Source organism: Streptomyces sp. NPDC104367, from assembly GCF_055583825.1.
Genome location: NZ_JBVJND010000009.1, coordinates 74,995 through 90,698, shown reverse-complemented (window position 1 = coordinate 90,698; position 15,704 = coordinate 74,995). Strand labels below are relative to the sequence as shown.

Below are 15,704 nucleotides of genomic sequence, written 5' to 3'. Positions count from 1 at the left end.
CAATCCCGCCCCAAACGTGGGGACCGTCCGGGAAAAGCTGAGCAACGCTGATCAAGGCTTACCAACGCAACATGCCGCAGCCGCTCCGGCAACCCGCCGACGAGCCCGGCTCGTGCTGTGCCAGAAAGGGCGCTTCGTGGCCGATTCCGGCAACCCCAACGAGAACATCCCGTCCACCGAAGCCGGCTCGAACGGTGAGGTCACCGCCTCCTACGACGCCAGCGCCATCACCGTCCTCGAAGGGCTGGACGCGGTCCGCAAGCGACCCGGTATGTACATCGGCTCCACCGGCGAGCGCGGTCTGCACCACCTCGTGTACGAGGTCGTGGACAACTCCGTCGACGAGGCTCTGGCGGGCCACGCGGACACGATCGACGTGACGGTCCTGGCCGACGGCGGCGTGCGCGTCGTCGACAACGGCCGTGGCATCCCGGTCGGCATCGTGGCGTCCGAGGGCAAGCCGGCCGTCGAGGTCGTGCTGACCGTGCTGCACGCGGGCGGCAAGTTCGGCGGCGGCGGTTACGCGGTCTCCGGCGGTCTGCACGGTGTGGGCGTGTCCGTCGTGAACGCACTGTCGTCCAGGGTGTCCGTCGAGATCAGGACGGACGGCCACCGCTGGACGCAGGACTACAAGCTGGGCGTTCCGACGGCTCCGCTGGCGCAGCACGAGGAGACGGGCGAGACCGGCACCTCGGTCACGTTCTGGGCGGACCCGGACATCTTCGAGACCACCGAGTACTCCTTCGAGACGCTGTCGCGGCGTTTCCAGGAGATGGCGTTCCTCAACAAGGGCCTGACGATCCGGCTCACCGACGAGCGCGAGTCGGCGAAGGCGGTCGCCGGGGCGGACGAGGCCGGCGCGGACGAGAAGTCCGAGGTCAAGACGGTCACGTACCACTACGAGGGCGGCATCGTCGACTTCGTGAAGTACCTCAACTCCCGCAAGGGGGACGTGGTGCACCAGACGGTGATCGACCTGGAGGCCGAGGACAAGGACAAGAGCCTGTCCCTCGAGGTCGCCATGCAGTGGAACAGCGGCTACAGCGAGGGTGTGTACTCGTTCGCCAACATCATCCACACGCACGAGGGCGGTACGCACGAGGAGGGCTTCCGTGCGGCGCTGACCTCGCTGATCAACAAGTACGCGCGCGACAAGAAGCTGCTCCGCGAGAAGGACGACAACCTCACCGGTGACGACATCCGTGAGGGTCTGACGGCGATCATCTCGGTGAAGCTGAGCGAGCCGCAGTTCGAGGGCCAGACGAAGACCAAGCTGGGGAACACGGAGGCCAAGACCTTCGTGCAGAAGGCGGTCTACGAGCACCTCAACGACTGGCTGGACCGCAACCCGGTGGAGGCCGCGGACATCGTCCGCAAGGGCATCCAGGCGGCCACCGCGCGCGTGGCGGCCCGCAAGGCGCGTGACCTGACCCGTCGCAAGGGCCTGCTGGAGAGCGCCTCGCTGCCGGGCAAGCTCTCGGACTGCCAGTCGAACGACCCCACCAAGTGCGAGATCTTCATCGTCGAGGGTGACTCCGCCGGCGGTTCGGCCAAGTCCGGCCGCAACCCGCAGTACCAGGCGATCCTCCCGATCCGGGGCAAGATCCTCAACGTCGAGAAGGCGCGGATCGACAAGATCCTGCAGAACCAGGAGATCCAGGCGCTGATCTCCGCGTTCGGCACGGGTGTGCATGAGGACTTCGACATCTCGAAGCTCCGCTATCACAAGATCATCCTGATGGCGGACGCCGACGTCGACGGCCAGCACATCAACACCCTGCTGCTGACCTTCCTGTTCCGCTTCATGCGGCCGCTGGTCGAGGCCGGGCACGTGTTCCTGTCCCGTCCCCCGCTCTACAAGATCAAGTGGGGCCGGGACGACGTCGAGTACGCGTACTCCGACCGTGAGCGCGACGCGCTCCTGGAGATGGGCCGGCAGCGCGGCAAGCGCGTCCGCGAGGACTCCATCCAGCGCTTCAAGGGTCTCGGCGAGATGAACGCCGAGGAGCTGCGCGTGACGACCATGGACGTCGACCACCGGGTCCTCGGCCAGGTCACCCTCGACGACGCCGCCCAGGCCGACGACCTGTTCTCGGTCCTGATGGGCGAGGACGTCGAGGCCCGCCGCCAGTTCATCCAGCGCAACGCCAAGGACGTCCGCTTCCTCGACATCTGAGTCGGTCTCAGCTGACCGCACCAGGAAGGACCTTCACCAGCAATGGCCGACGAGAACACCCCTGTCACCCCTGAAGAGGGCGGCGACGTCGTGATGCGGATCGAGCCCGTCGGGCTCGAGACGGAGATGCAGCGCTCGTACCTCGACTACGCGATGTCCGTCATCGTGTCCCGCGCGCTGCCCGACGTCCGGGACGGCCTCAAGCCCGTCCACCGCCGTGTGCTGTACGCGATGTACGACGGCGGCTACCGCCCGGAGCGCGGCTTCTACAAGTGCGCCCGTGTCGTCGGCGACGTCATGGGCAACTACCACCCGCACGGCGACTCCTCCATCTACGACGCCCTGGTCCGTCTGGCCCAGCCGTGGTCGATGCGGATGCCGCTCGTCGACTCCAACGGCAACTTCGGTTCCCCGGGCAACGACCCGGCGGCCGCCATGCGGTACACCGAGTGCAAGATGGCGCCGCTGTCGATGGAGATGGTCCGCGACATCGACGAGGAGACCGTCGACTTCACGGACAACTACGACGGCCGCTCCCAGGAGCCGACCGTCCTGCCGTCGCGCTTCCCGAACCTGCTGATCAACGGCTCGGCGGGTATCGCGGTCGGCATGGCGACCAACATCCCCTCGCACAACCTGCGCGAGGTCGCGGCCGGCGCCCAGTGGTGCCTGGAGAACCCGGAGGCCTCGCACGAGGAGCTCCTGGACGCGCTGATCGAGCGGATCAAGGGCCCCGACTTCCCGACCGGCGCGCTCGTCGTCGGCCGCAAGGGCATCGAGGAGGCCTACCGCACCGGCCGCGGCTCGATCACCATGCGCGCGGTGGTCGAGGTCGAGGAGATCCAGAACCGCCAGTGCCTGGTGGTCACGGAGCTGCCGTACCAGGTCAACCCCGACAACCTCGCGCAGAAGATCGCCGACCTGGTCAAGGACGGCAAGGTCGGCGGTATCGCGGACGTCCGTGACGAGACCTCCTCGCGTACGGGCCAGCGCCTGGTCATCGTGCTGAAGCGGGACGCGGTCGCCAAGGTCGTCCTCAACAACCTGTACAAGCACACCGACCTCCAGACCAACTTCGGCGCCAACATGCTGGCGCTGGTCGACGGTGTGCCGCGCACCCTCTCCCTGGACGCGTTCATCCGGCACTGGGTGACGCACCAGATCGAGGTCATCGTCCGGCGGACGAAGTTCCGGCTGCGCAAGGCCGAGGAGCGGGCGCACATCCTGCGCGGTCTGCTCAAGGCGCTGGACGCGATCGATGAGGTCATCGCGCTGATCCGGGCCAGCGACACGGTCGAGATCGCGCGGACCGGGTTGATGGAGCTCCTGGAGATCGACGAGATCCAGGCCAACGCCATCCTCGAGATGCAGCTGCGCCGACTGGCCGCCCTGGAGCGCCAGAAGATCATCCAGGAGCACGACGAGCTCCAGGCGAAGATCACCGAGTACAACGCGATCCTGGCCTCGCCGGAGCGCCAGCGCGAGATCGTCAGCGCCGAGCTCGCCGCGATCGTGGAGAAGTTCGGCGACGACCGCAAGACCATGCTGGTGCCCTACGACGGTGACATGTCCATCGAGGACCTGATCGCCGAGGAGGACATCGTCGTCACGGTCTCGCGGGGCGGTTACGTCAAGCGGACCAAGACGGTCGACTACCGGGCGCAGAAGCGCGGCGGCAAGGGCGTGCGCGGCACGAAGCTCAAGGAAGACGACATCGTCGACCACTTCTTCGTCTCCACCACGCACCACTGGCTGCTGTTCTTCACCAACAAGGGCCGGGTGTACCGGGCGAAGGCGTACGAGCTGCCGGACGCCGGCCGGGACGCGCGCGGTCAGCACGTGGCGAACCTGCTGGCCTTCCAGCCGGACGAGGCGATCGCCGAGATCCTCGCGATCCGCGACTACGACGCGGCCTCCTACCTGGTGCTGGCCACCAAGGGCGGGCTGGTCAAGAAGACGCCTCTGAAGGATTACGATTCGCCCCGCACCGGCGGTGTCATCGCGATCAACCTGCGTGAGCGCGAGGACGGATCCGACGACGAGCTGATCGGTGCCGAGCTGGTCTCGGCCGACGACGATCTGCTGCTGATCAGCAAGAAGGCACAGTCGATCAGGTTCACCGCCTCGGACGACACGCTGCGCCCCATGGGCCGTGCCACCTCGGGTGTCAAGGGCATGAGTTTCCGCGAGGGCGATGAACTTCTGTCGATGAATGTTGTTCGACCCGGTACGTTCGTGTTCACTGCCACCGACGGGGGGTACGCGAAGCGGACCCGTGTCGACGAGTACCGCGTCCAGGGCCGCGGCGGCCTCGGCATCAAGGCCGCCAAGATCGTGGAGGACCGCGGTTCGCTGGTCGGCGCGCTGATCGTCGAGGAGAACGACGAGATCCTCGCCATCACCCTGTCCGGCGGTGTGATTCGTACGCGAGTCAGCGAGGTCAGGGAGACGGGCCGTGACACCATGGGCGTCCAACTGATCAACCTGGGCAAGCGCGATGCCGTAGTCGGTATCGCACGTAACGCCGAGGCCGGCAGCGAGGTGGACGACGTCGACGGCGAGGACGCCGTGGACGAGATCGCCGAGGGTGTCGAGACCACCGGCACGGACGAGGGTGAGGCGCCCTCGGCCGAGTAGGCACGAGGAGTGAGTCATCGTGAGCGGAGCCACGGGCGCCGGATCGGCCGGTACCTCGACGGGTACGGAGGCGGACGGCGGCGGCCGTGGCTCCGCCGCGTCCGACGGGAGCGGTTCGCCGCAGCAGGCGGACACGCACACGACCCAGCTGAAGGCGGTCAAGGCGCCCGTGAAGGGGCGCACGCCGGACGCGCAGGGATCCCAGGGGGGAAACGTGACCGACACCCGAGGCCAGGCCGCGGGCCAGCCGGCCCCCGCGCAGCAGGCGGCCTCCCCGCTGCCCGGGGAGCGGCGGCCGGAGCAGCCGGCCGGGCCGTACCACCCGCCGCAGGCCTACCCGGCGGCGGCCGCGCAGGCGCCCGCCGCGGCCGTACGGCGGCCGCGGACCGGTGCCGGGGCCCGCACCGCCCCGCGCACCCGCAAGGCCCGTCTGCGGGTCGCCAAGGCCGACCCGTGGTCGGTGATGAAGGTCAGCTTCCTGCTCTCCATCGCGCTGGGCATCTGCTCGATCGTGGCGGCCGCGGTGCTGTGGATGGTGCTGGACGCGATGGGCGTGTTCTCGACGGTCGGCGGCACGATCTCGGAGGCGACCGGCTCCAACGAGTCGAACGGCTTCGACCTCCAGTCGTTCCTCTCGCTCCCCCACGTCCTGACGTTCGCGTCGATCATCGCGGTCATCGACGTCGTCCTCGCGACGGCGCTGGCGACCCTCGGCGCGTTCATCTACAACCTCTCGGCGGGCTTCGTCGGCGGCATCGAGCTGACCTTGGCCGAGGACGAGTAACCGGGGTCCGAACCTCTCCTGTCGGTCCCCCGACAACCGATTTTGGGACTGCCCCGGTCGTGCGCTAATCTTCAGGAGTCAGCGCGCGGGACACACACCGCACAGCGCGGCGGGGCTATAGCTCAGTTGGTTAGAGCGCATCCCTGATAAGGATGAGGCCACAGGTTCAAATCCTGTTAGCCCCACCAGCACAAAGACCCCCGGTCCTGATGGGCCGGGGGTCTTTGGCATGTTGAGCGAGAGGGGCACAGGGATGATCAGACGTGGTGTCGCCGGCGCTCTGCTGCTCGGGGGTGCGGTGCTCGGCGCTCGGGAGGCGCAGCGGCGGGCCGTCGGCCGCGGTGGGCGGAAGAGCCTGCTGGGGCTCGCGTTCGCGCTCTGCGTGCTCGGTGTGCTGATCGGCCAGGAATAGCGAAGAACCCGACCGCTGGCGACGGGGGATGCACCAGCGATCGGGCTGTGGCCAGCGTAACAAGGTGCGTCGGGTGGGGGGAGTCAACTTCTCGGCCGTAATGAGCAGTTGTGATCGGGATCACTCAAGTGCGGTCAGCCGTCGCAGGGCGGGTCGTAGGCGAGGCGGGGGAGGTACTCCTGCCACTTGGCCCGGGTCAGGACATTGCGGGTGGCCGCGCAGACGCGGGTGACCGCCTTGCCGACGTCCAGGCTCCACAGGCGGACGGTGTCGGCGCCGCTGGAGACGCCCAGCATGGTGCTCTGCGGACCGAAGGAGAGGAAGTTGCCGGTCTTGGCGTTGGGGCTCATGGACTGGCCGATGGGGTGGGCGGAGGCGGGCGCCGAGACGTTCCAGAGGCGGACCGTGTTGTCGTTGCCGCCGCTGGCCAGGGTGCGCCCGTCCCGGCTGAAGGTCAGGGAGACGACGGCCTCGGTGTGACCGGTGAGGGCCTTGCCCAGGCGGCTTGCGTGGGCCGGGTCGGTGACGTTCCAGAGGCGGACGGTGTCGTCGTCGCTGCCGCTGGCGAGGGTGTGGCCGTCGGGGCTGTAGGCGAGGGTGTTGACGGGCCCCAGATGGCCGGTGAGCGGGGCGCCCAGGGACGTGGCCGCGGTCCGGTCGGTGACGTTCCAGAGACGGACCGTGCCGTCCGCGCTGCCGCTGGCGAGGGTGTGGCCGTCGGGACTGAAGACGAGCGCGTTGACGTAGCCGGTGTGGCCCGTGAGGGGCTTGCCGAGGCGCTTGGGGCGGGCCGGGTCGGAGATGTCGAGGAGCTGGACCGTGCGGTCGTCGTAGTCGGCGGCCAGGGTGCGCCCGTCGGGGCTGAGCGTCAGCGCGTCGGCGCCCGCGTACCGGGTTTTCAGCCGGACCGGCCTGCTGTACCGGGTGGGGTGCGCGGGGTCGGAGACGTCCCACAGCTGGACCCAGTTGACGTTGTTCTCGCCGGTCAGCACGACCAGGGTGCGGCCGTCGCGGGTGAACGCCATCGAGCGCAGGTCCCGCCAGCCGGTCGTGAACGGCTCGCCGAGGGCCGTCGGCCGGGCCGGGTCCATGATGTTCCACAGCCGCATCCGGCTGTCGCCGCCGCCGGTCGCCAGGATGCGGCCGTCCGGGCTGAACGCACCCGCCCTGCCGATCATGTCGGACCCCGGGACCGACCACAGCCGCACCTTGCCGTCGCCGCTGCCGGTCGCCAGGGTGTGCCCGTCGGGGCTCCAGCCGAGCGCGTACATCTCGCCGCTGCTGCCCGCGAGCGGCTCGCCCACCTGGGAGGGGAAGGCCGGGTTGCCGACGTTCCACAGGCTGGCCGTGGAGTCCGCGCTGCCCGCGGCGAGCATGGAGCCGTCGGGGCTGAAGGCCACCGACCAGACGGCGCCGGTGTGGCCGGTGAGCGGGGCTCCGAGGGCCTCGGCGTGCGCCCGGTCCGTGACGTCCCACAGCCGTACGGTGTCGTCCGCGCTGCCGCTGGCGAGGGTGTGGCCGTCGGGGCTGAACGCCACGGAGTGCACGGTCGCGGAGTGCCCGCTGAGCGCGGGTCCGACGCGCCGGGTGTGGCGAGGGTCGGAGACGTCGTACAGGAGGATCGAGTTGTCGTCGCTGCCGGCCGCGAGGGTGTGGCCGTCGGGGCTGAACGCGATCGAGCGCACGGCCTCGGTGTGGCCGGTGAGGGTGGTCAGGGAGACCGGGTGGCGGGGGTCGTGCACGTCCCACAGCCGTACGGTGTGGTCCTCGTCGGCGGTGGCCAGGGTCTTGCCGTCCGGGCTGAAGGCGACCAGGTAGATCGTGCCGTCGTCGCCGGTGACCGGGGCGCCCAGGGACGCCGGGTGGGCCGGGTCGGACACGTCCCACAGCCGTACGGTGCCGTCGTCGCCGGCGCTGGCCAGGGTCTTGCCGTCGGGGCTGAAGACCGCGCTGGACACCCAGCTGGTGTGGCCGGTCAGGGGCTTGCCCAGGGCCTTGGGGCGGGTCGGGTCGCTCACGTTCCAGAGCCGGACCGTGCGGTCGTAGGCGGCGGTCGCCAGCACCCTGCCGTCCGGGCTGAACGTGGTGAGGTAGACGGCGCCGGTGTGGCCCAGGAGCGGTGTGGCCAGCGGCGCGTTGACGATCGATATCAGACGGTTCCCGGCCCCCTCGTCGTCCGGGCGCAGCCCGTGGGCGACCAGGTCGAGCTGGGCGGACAGCGACGGGTCCGAGTACTGGAACCGGTCGGCCTCCGCGACGACCTGCTCGAAGACCGCGTCGTCCCGCTGCTGGCGGGCGATCACCGCGGAACCTCCGGCCAGGACCGCCAGCACCACCAGCGCCGACACGGCGGCCCTGCTGATCCACAGCGTCCGCCGGCGCAGCCGCACGGAGGCCGCGAGGAACTCCACCGCGCTGCGGGTCAGGAAGGTGTCACCGGCCGACTTCGCCCAGGTGTGGGCCTGTTCGAGCCGTGAGCCGCGGTAGAGCAGGGCGGAGTCGTGGCCCGAGCCGTCCCAGGACCGGCCGTCCTCCTCCAGGCGCTGGCGCAGCAGATTGCCGTTGCGGTCCTCGTCCAGCCACTCGCGCAGCCGGGGCCAGGCGTGCAGCAGTGCCTCGTGGGTGATCTCGACCGTGTCCGCGTCGAGGGTGACCAGCCGGGCCCGGACCAGGGCTTCGAGGGACTCCTCCGTCTTGTTCGGGTCGGTGGACTCGGCGGCCAGCTGGCGCCGGGCGCCGCGTCTGCGGGTCGCCTGGGTGTCCTCGCCGAGCCGGACCAGACGCAGCAGCAGCAGCCGGGCGGCGGTGCGGGCGGCCGGGTCCAGGCTGGACCAGGCGCGTTCGGCGGTGGCGGCGACGGCGCCCTGGATGCCGCCGGCCGCCCGGTAGCCGGCCAGCGTCAGCCGGCCCGCCTTGCGGCGCTGCCAGGTGGCCAGCAGGGCGTGGGAGAGGAGCGGGAGGACGCCGGCGTCATGGGCGCCGCGCGGGCCGTCGGCGCTCACCTCGCGGACGATCAGCTCGGCGAGGCCCGGCTCCAGTTCCAGGCCCACCGCCTTGGCGGGGCCGGTCACCGCCTCACGCAGCTCGGCGGTGGTCAGCGGGCCGAGCACCATGTGCCGGTGCTGGAGCGCGTCGGCGAGTTCGGGGTAGCCGAGGCACTGCTCGTAGAAGTCGGCGCGGATACCGAGGACGACCAGGGCGGGGGCGGGCTCTCCCGGGCCGGCCGAGGTGCTGACCGCGTGCAGGAGCTGGACGAAGGTGTGCCGGTCCGCCTCGTCGGAGGAGAGGGTGAAGGTCTCCTCGAACTGGTCCACGATCAGGATCGGACGGGGTGGCCCGGAGCGGGACCCGGCTCCTTCCGGCGACCGTGTTTCACGTGAAACATCGCCGTCCTCACGCCGGGCCCAGGCGCTGACCGCTTCCCTGACGGCGGCGGGATCCGCCAGGTCCGCCAGATCGGCCAGCTCGGGTATCCGGCGGGTCATCTCCTTGACCGGGTCCGCCCCCGGGACCAGCTGGAGGATCCTGTGCGGGCGCGCTTCCGCCAGCGCGCCGTTCTGCAGGGCGGTGACCAGGCCGGCGTTCAGCAGGGAGGACTTTCCGGCACCCGAGGCGCCGACGAGCATGACCAGACCGCCGTCCGGTTCCGCCGCCCGGAGCTGGGCGACCAGGGCGTCGGTGCTGCGCTCGCGGCCGAAGAACCAGCGGGCGTCCTCACGGCGGTAGGAGGCCAGACCCCGGTACGGGCAGACGCTGTCGACCGGCGGCGGCTGCTCCGTCTCCTCCGCCGTCTCCGGGGCGGGGTTCTCGCCCACCGGGTCGGCCACGGCCCGCTCCCACAGCTTCTGCCACTGGGCCATGTCGTACAGTCCGCCGGACACCGGGGCCGGCTGGGAGCGGCGGGCCTGGGGGATGAGGACCTGGAGGACGGCGGAGAGGGCGACGAACTGCGCGGGTACGTTCTTGGCCCGCCGCCAGTCACTGATCCGCTGGGCCGAGACCCGTACCGGGCGGCCCCGCTCGTCGACGCGATGCAGCCGGTCGACCGCCTCGGCGACGCGTTTGAGCGGAGGATTGCCGGCCTCCTTGTACAGCAACGCGAGGCGCTCCGCGAAGGCTGTGCGTGCCCCTGCGTCGGGACCCAAGGCTCTCCACCCCTAACTGACCCCGCTGCTGGGCATCCGGACCGGAAAACTCACTTTATACGGCTGACCTGCGGCGAAGCCCTGGACCGGATGCCCCGGCCTCCTCATATGCGCACCTCGACTGGCAGGATTTCGATGCACCAACGCGGTAGTCGGGCATCGCCCGGACAGGCCGACCAGCTCAGCGTCCGAAGAGACAGCTCACCGCACCGCACGTTCTCGGCCAGCTTCCACCGGCGGCTCCTCGTCGGAGGGGCGCGACTGCGGCAGCCACTCTCACCGACCGAGTCGGTCATCCGCCCCAGGGGCGCGGTCCCACGCCACCCGCGCCGTTCGGCACCGGTCCCCACGTGGGGAGGGACCGGTGCCGAACGGCACGGGTCAGCGCTCACCGCCGTACCGGCGGAGCGTTCTTCAGCGCCGGGTCCAGCCCGCCGCGCGCGCGGACTCGACCGCGTGTTCCTCCGCCTCGTCCGCCGCCGCGTTCAGCGCCGCGTCCTGTCCCGCCGCCGTTCCGCCGGCCGCCTTGGCCGCCGCCTGGGACGCGGTGAGGGCCGCTCGCAGGGCCGTGGCGGTCTCGGGGCGGTCGTCCAGGGACACGGCCACCTGTGCGGCCAGCGCCGCGGTGGCGGCGGCGTTGCGGGCGCAGCGGGCGTCCGCCGCGGGGTCAGGGGCGGTGCCGGTCAGCGCGGCGAGCGACTGGGCCGACAGCCGGAGCGCGTTCGCGGCCCGGCCGACCGGGCTCGTCGGGACGGTCTGGGCCCCGTCCGGGTCGATCCCCGCGTGGCGGCAGGCGGCCACCGCGCGCTCGTACGCGCTGCGCGCCCGCGCCGAGTGCAGCTTCCTGAGCGTCCGTGTCGGTACGGCGCCGGCTCCGTCCATTCCTGGCCTCCTCGTTCCCGGGCGCGGGCAGGGTGCCACGCGGACGTCCAAGAGGCCATAGCCGTGCCGGACGGCGGGCCGGCCGCGGCGGCTATCCGAACAGCCCCAGCGCCGTGTCCAGGGACCAGCTCTGCCAGCACACCGCGAACAGGCCGACCGCGGAGATCAGCGCCATCATCAGGTTCTGCCCCTGCTCCGCCCAGTCGTGGATCATCAGGACCAGGTAGACCAGGTTGAGCAGGAACCCGGCCACCAGGGCGAGGGGTGTGAGGAAGCCGGCGATCAGGCCGAGGCCCAGGGCCAGCTCCGCGTACGCCACGACGTAGGCCATCAGACGGGGGCGCGGGGCGACGACGGCGTCGAAGCCCCGCCGGACCACGGGCCAGCGGTGCTTCTCCGCGACACCGGCGGCCCAGCGGATGCCGCCGCCGGCGAACCACTGCTTCTTGTCCTTGTGCCGCCAGCTCTCCAGCCACCACAGCCCGAGCCCGATGCGGAGCACCGCGAACCATTCGGCACCGTCCAGCAAGGCTGATCGCATCCCGCACCCTCCCGGAGCCATCTCCAACAGAACTGACGGACCGTCAGTTCAGCGGAACCCGCCGCGGGCCGCAAGGGGCGGGAGGGCGCGGGCTTCGGCCGGAAAGGGCGGCCGGGGTGCGGCCCTGACCCTTGCTGGTGGCGGCCCCCGGGCCTAGCCTGATGGGTGGTCAAATCTGATGGGTCGTCAGATAAGTTGGAATCTTCGCAGGCAGCAGGGGGTAGGCATGGCAGAGCACGCGACCGGTACCCAGGATCTGCCCAGGGTCATCAGCGTGGACGACCACGTGATCGAGCCCGCGCACCTCTTCGAGAAGTGGTTGCCGGGCAAGTACCGTGACCGGGGCCCCAAGCCCTTCACCGCCGGCATCGGCGAACTCGCCTACGTCGGCGGCAAGTACCGGTTCACCACCGACCCCGAGGGCCAGATCACCGACTGGTGGGAGTACGAGGGTGAGCTCTTCCCGTACAAGCGCATCATCGCGGCCGTCGGTTTCTCCCGCGACGAGATGACGCTCGACGGCATCACCCGCGAGCAGATGCGGCGCGGCTGCTGGGACCCCAAGGCCCGGCTGGAGGACATGGAGATGAACCATGTCGAGGCCTCGCTCTGCTTCCCGACCTTCCCGCGCTTCTGCGGGCAGACCTTCGCCGAGGCCAAGGACAAGGAGGTCGCGCTGGCCTGTGTCCGCGCCTACAACGACTGGATGGTCGAGGAGTGGTGCGGGGACAGCGGCGGCCGGCTGATCCCGCTGTGCCTGATCCCGCTGTGGGACATCGACCTGGCCGTCGCCGAGATCCGGCGCAACGCCGAGCGCGGCGTCCGCGCGGTCACCTTCAGCGAGATCCCGACCTACCTGGGCCTGCCGTCGATCCACTCCGGCTACTGGGACCCGTTCTTCGCGGCCTGCGAGGAGACCGGCACGGTCGTCAACATGCACATCGGCAGCAGCTCGCAGATGCCCGCCGCCTCCCCCGACGCCCCGCCCGCCGTCCAGGCCTCGCTCAGCTTCAACAACGCCATGGCCTCGATGATGGACTTCCTCTTCTCCGGGGTCCTGGTCCGCTTCCCCCGGCTCAAACTGGCGTACAGCGAGGGCCAGATGGGCTGGATCCCGTACGCCCTGGAGCGCGCCGACGACGTCTGGGAGGAGCACCGCGCCTGGGGCGGGGTGAAGGACCTGATCCCGGAGCCCCCGTCGACGTACTACTACCGGCAGATCTTCTGCTGCTTCTTCCGCGACAAGCACGGCATCGAGGCGATCGAGACCGTCGGCGTGGACAACGCGACCTTCGAGACGGACTACCCGCACGTCGACTCGACCTGGCCGGAGACCAAGCGCGTCGCCCAGGAGCACGTGGGCGGGCTGGCGCCGGAGGTGGCCTACAAGCTGCTGCGCGGCAACGCGATCCGGATGCTCCAGCTGCCGTTCGACCAGGACCTGCGGCGCGCCACCGGGTGACGTCCGCGGCCGGACCCGCGCCGGCGCCGGCTAGACCCGCGCGGCCTCGGCGGCCGGCGCCGGCTAGATCCGCGCGGCCTCGGCGGCCGGCGCCGGGAAGGGGGTGCGGAAGGTGAACGCGAGCGGGCCCGGGCCGTGCGCGCGCACCTTCGCGACCCGCTCCATCGCCTCGGCGATGTCCGGGCGGTGGCCGGCCGGGACCCACCACAGGGCCTGGTGCGCCTCGACGGAGCGGTGGAACCACTCCCGGCGGCGGCTCAGCACCCGCAGGTGGTCCGAGCGGTAGACGAAGTCGCGCAGCGCCTCGACCGACTCCCAGAGCGAGCAGTTGATCAGGAGCAGGTCGTCGTCCGCGTCGGCGCGGACGCCGGTCGCGTCCTCGCCCTCGGCGTCGACCATGCGCCACACGAACCCGGGGCTGCCCTCGGCGAGCGCGTTGATCTCGGGCAGCTGGGCCACGAAGTCGGCCAGCTCGGGTCCGTCCAGCGGGGCGACGATGCGGCCGATGTTGACCTGAGCGAGGTGAAAGCCAGTCATGGGCCCAGCATGACCCGGCCCGGCTCTATCGTCAATGCTAATTGTTTTTAGAGAAGCTCACACAGCACCCGCCCGCACACGGGTCCATCGCCGGAGCCCACTCCTTCGGTGCCAGGCCCTGGAGCAGCGCGAGGTTCATCCCGCAGACCAGGGCCGGGAACTCCTCGGCCAGCGCGTGGAAGGGGCAGTTGCGCAGCCGGAGCCTCTCCCCGTCCCGGAACGGCTGGTAGCCGCGGGCCCGCAGCGCCTCGGCCAGGTCACCGGCGGCCGCGTCCGGATGCGCCGCGCCCGCGGCCCGCGCCGCGGCCTGGAGTTCCCGGTCCAGGCCGGCGTTCTCCACCACCTCGGCGAGCAGCCGGCCGGCCGCGTCGTAGGACCGCGGCGGGACGGACACGGTGTGCTCGCCCTCGGCCCGCCGGTACACCTTCGCCGGCCGCCCCGCCCCGGGGCCGGTGCGCCCGGACAGCCGCCGGAAGGACACGGCCAGCAGCCCCGCCTCGACCAGCTTGTCCAGGTGGAAGGCGGCCAGCGACCGGGAGACCCCGGCCGCCTCCGCGGCCGCGTCGCGCCCCACCTCGTCCGGGGCGGCGGCGACGTGCCGGTAGAGCCGGCGGCGCACGGGATCACCCAGCGCGCCCAGCACCGCGAACGAGGCGTCCTCGGCCGTCGCCCCGGCCGTGTCCTCGTCGGTCGTGTCCCCGTCGGTCGTGTCCCCGGCGGTCGTGTCTTCAGCGTTCACCCGTGGATTCTATGACTAACGGATGTACTCAAAACAGTGTGAGGGTCTCGGGCCGGGGCTTCGCGACCCGTCCCGGTCCCGGCCGGTTCAGCGGGCCGCCCGGTGGGCAGGGGACTGCCCATGAAGGTCTCCGTCGACGCCGACGTCTGCTACGGATCCGGTGAATGCGCCTTCCGGGCCCCCGCCGTGTTCGGGTTCGAGGCCGGGTACGGTTTCGTCCTGCCCGGGCGGGCGGAGTCCGGGGACGACGAGCTGATCCGCGACCTCGCCGAGCGCTGCCCGTCCCAGGCGATACGGATCGACGGCAAGAGGGTCACGGACTAGCGGATGAGCGACACCGGCACGCGATCGACCGAACACCTCCCCGGACCGGACGGACCGACGGGACCCACCGGAGCGGACGGACCGACAGGGCTCACCGGAGCGGGCGGGCTCACCGGAGCGGGCGGGGCCACCGGAGTGCTGGCCACCCTCGGCCGCCGTTACGTCCGTGACGCCCCCGGCCCCTGGGGCAAGGCCCTCGCCGTCCGCGCGCTCAACCCCTACCTGCGCGACCACCCCCGGCGGCGCGTCGTCGAGACGCTCACCGGCGCCCGGTTCGCGGTCGACACCCAGGACCTCATCCAGCGCTACCTCTACCTCTTCGGGGTGTGGGAGCCGCACATGACCCGCTGGCTGAGCCGCCGGCTGGCACCGGGGGACTGCTTCGTCGACGTCGGCGCCAACATCGGCGTCTTCAGCGTCCTCGCCTCGCGGCTGGTCGGACCGCAGGGCCGGGTCGTGGCCGTCGAGGCCTCCCCCGCCTTCCACCAGCGGCTCGAACAGCAGGGCGCGCTCAACGGCTGCCGGAACATCCGGGCGCTCAACGCGGCCGTCTCCGACACCCACCGCACCCTGACCTTCGTGCTCGCCAGCTCCCGCAACATGGGCGCCAACAGCATCGTCCCGTGGGACGGACCGGCCGAGTCCACCTTCGACATCGAGGCCGTGCCGCTGCCCGAACTGCTGCTGCCGGAGGAGACCGGGACCGCGCGGGTCGTCAAGATCGACGTGGAGGGCGCCGAGGGCGCGGTGGTGCGCGGACTCGCCCCGCTGCTGGAGAGGCTGCGCCCGGACGCCGAGATCACCGTCGAGGTCACCCCCGACCGCATGGCCCGGCTCGGCGACTCCGCCGACGACCTGCTGCGCACCATGACCGACGCCGGCTACCACGTCTACCGCCTCGCCAACAGCTACGCGGCCGACAGCTACCCCCGCGCCCTGTACGGCGAACCGGTGGTCCCGGTCCGCTGGGACGGCCCGGTGACCGAGGAGAGCGACCTGGTCTTCTCCCGCGTCGACGCGCGCACCCTGCCGTAGCCGCGCGACGGACGCGGCACCACACGGGGG

At 71.1% G+C, this 15,704-nt stretch carries 12 protein-coding genes and 1 tRNA gene; 8 read left to right on the top strand and 5 right to left on the bottom strand.

Annotated elements, in window-relative coordinates; all coding sequences use genetic code 11:
* The first annotated feature begins 112 nt into the window (after positions 1-112).
* The 5 genes from gyrB to ACZ619_RS15620 all read left to right on the top strand — a co-directional run bounded on the left by gyrB (position 113) and on the right by ACZ619_RS15620 (position 6,009).
* Positions 113-2,176, top strand: a complete 2,064-nt coding sequence (gyrB, locus tag ACZ619_RS15640; protein ID WP_469598875.1) for a DNA topoisomerase (ATP-hydrolyzing) subunit B — start codon at positions 113-115, stop codon at positions 2,174-2,176.
* A 42-nt stretch (positions 2,177-2,218) separates the two neighbouring features.
* Positions 2,219-4,813 carry a DNA gyrase subunit A gene (gene gyrA, locus ACZ619_RS15635; protein WP_469598873.1) on the top strand — a complete coding sequence of 865 codons (2,595 nt, stop codon included), beginning with the start codon at positions 2,219-2,221 and terminating at the stop codon, positions 4,811-4,813.
* Between the two features lie 19 nt (positions 4,814-4,832).
* A complete protein-coding gene (locus ACZ619_RS15630) occupies positions 4,833-5,597 on the top strand; it encodes a DUF3566 domain-containing protein (RefSeq protein WP_469598872.1) in 765 nt (254 codons plus the stop codon).
* Positions 5,598-5,708: 111 nt separating this feature from the next.
* Positions 5,709-5,785: transfer RNA gene (locus tag ACZ619_RS15625), tRNA-Ile, on the top strand.
* Between the two features lie 65 nt (positions 5,786-5,850).
* Positions 5,851-6,009 (top strand): hypothetical protein, encoded by a 159-nt coding sequence (locus ACZ619_RS15620; RefSeq protein ID WP_469598870.1) that lies wholly within the window; start codon positions 5,851-5,853, stop codon positions 6,007-6,009.
* Positions 6,010-6,143: 134 nt separating this feature from the next.
* On the opposite strand, the gene ACZ619_RS15615 is transcribed toward ACZ619_RS15620, so the two are convergent.
* The 3 genes from ACZ619_RS15615 to ACZ619_RS15605 form a co-directional block, all read right to left on the bottom strand.
* Positions 6,144-10,154, bottom strand: a complete 4,011-nt coding sequence (locus ACZ619_RS15615; protein WP_469598868.1) for an nSTAND1 domain-containing NTPase — start codon at positions 10,152-10,154, stop codon at positions 6,144-6,146.
* Positions 10,155-10,568: 414 nt separating this feature from the next.
* The gene (locus tag ACZ619_RS15610) at positions 10,569-11,036 is read right to left on the bottom strand and encodes a hypothetical protein (protein WP_469598866.1); all 468 of its coding nucleotides are present in this window, start codon (positions 11,034-11,036) and stop codon (positions 10,569-10,571) included.
* A gap of 91 nt (positions 11,037-11,127) precedes the next feature.
* Positions 11,128-11,577 (bottom strand): DoxX family membrane protein, encoded by a 450-nt coding sequence (locus ACZ619_RS15605; RefSeq protein WP_469598865.1) that lies wholly within the window; start codon positions 11,575-11,577, stop codon positions 11,128-11,130.
* Between the two features lie 226 nt (positions 11,578-11,803).
* Between ACZ619_RS15605 and ACZ619_RS15600 the strand changes: the two genes are divergently transcribed.
* Complete coding sequence (locus tag ACZ619_RS15600) at positions 11,804-13,039, top strand: amidohydrolase family protein (RefSeq protein ID WP_469598863.1); 1,236 nt, start codon at positions 11,804-11,806, stop codon at positions 13,037-13,039.
* A 63-nt stretch (positions 13,040-13,102) separates the two neighbouring features.
* On the opposite strand, the gene ACZ619_RS15595 is transcribed toward ACZ619_RS15600, so the two are convergent.
* Both ACZ619_RS15595 and ACZ619_RS15590 read right to left on the bottom strand, forming a co-directional pair.
* Complete coding sequence (locus ACZ619_RS15595; protein ID WP_469598861.1) at positions 13,103-13,576, bottom strand: DUF3291 domain-containing protein; 474 nt, start codon at positions 13,574-13,576, stop codon at positions 13,103-13,105.
* 37 nt (positions 13,577-13,613) lie between these two features.
* Positions 13,614-14,219 (bottom strand): helix-turn-helix transcriptional regulator, encoded by a 606-nt coding sequence (locus ACZ619_RS15590; protein WP_469599219.1) that lies wholly within the window; start codon positions 14,217-14,219, stop codon positions 13,614-13,616.
* Between the two features lie 216 nt (positions 14,220-14,435).
* Here ACZ619_RS15590 and ACZ619_RS15585 point away from each other — a divergent pair, with 216 nt between their 5' ends.
* Positions 14,436-14,639, top strand: a complete 204-nt coding sequence (locus tag ACZ619_RS15585; RefSeq protein WP_469598859.1) for a ferredoxin — start codon at positions 14,436-14,438, stop codon at positions 14,637-14,639.
* A gap of 3 nt (positions 14,640-14,642) precedes the next feature.
* Entirely contained in the window at positions 14,643-15,674 is a 1,032-nt protein-coding gene (locus ACZ619_RS15580; protein WP_469598857.1) for an FkbM family methyltransferase, read from the top strand.
* Positions 15,675-15,704 lie beyond the last annotated feature (30 nt).

Coding starts and splice junctions, on each gene's coding strand:
- ACZ619_RS15600 (WP_469598863.1), top strand. CDS start 11,804: ATGGCAGAGCACGCGACCGGTACCCAGGATCTGCCCAGGGTCATCAGC.
- ACZ619_RS15620 (WP_469598870.1), top strand. CDS start 5,851: ATGATCAGACGTGGTGTCGCCGGCGCTCTGCTGCTCGGGGGTGCGGTG.
- ACZ619_RS15595 (WP_469598861.1), bottom strand. CDS start 13,576: ATGACTGGCTTTCACCTCGCTCAGGTCAACATCGGCCGCATCGTCGCC.
- ACZ619_RS15605 (WP_469598865.1), bottom strand. CDS start 11,577: ATGCGATCAGCCTTGCTGGACGGTGCCGAATGGTTCGCGGTGCTCCGC.
- gyrA (WP_469598873.1), top strand. CDS start 2,219: ATGGCCGACGAGAACACCCCTGTCACCCCTGAAGAGGGCGGCGACGTC.
- ACZ619_RS15585 (WP_469598859.1), top strand. CDS start 14,436: ATGAAGGTCTCCGTCGACGCCGACGTCTGCTACGGATCCGGTGAATGC.
- ACZ619_RS15580 (WP_469598857.1), top strand. CDS start 14,643: ATGAGCGACACCGGCACGCGATCGACCGAACACCTCCCCGGACCGGAC.
- ACZ619_RS15610 (WP_469598866.1), bottom strand. CDS start 11,036: ATGGACGGAGCCGGCGCCGTACCGACACGGACGCTCAGGAAGCTGCAC.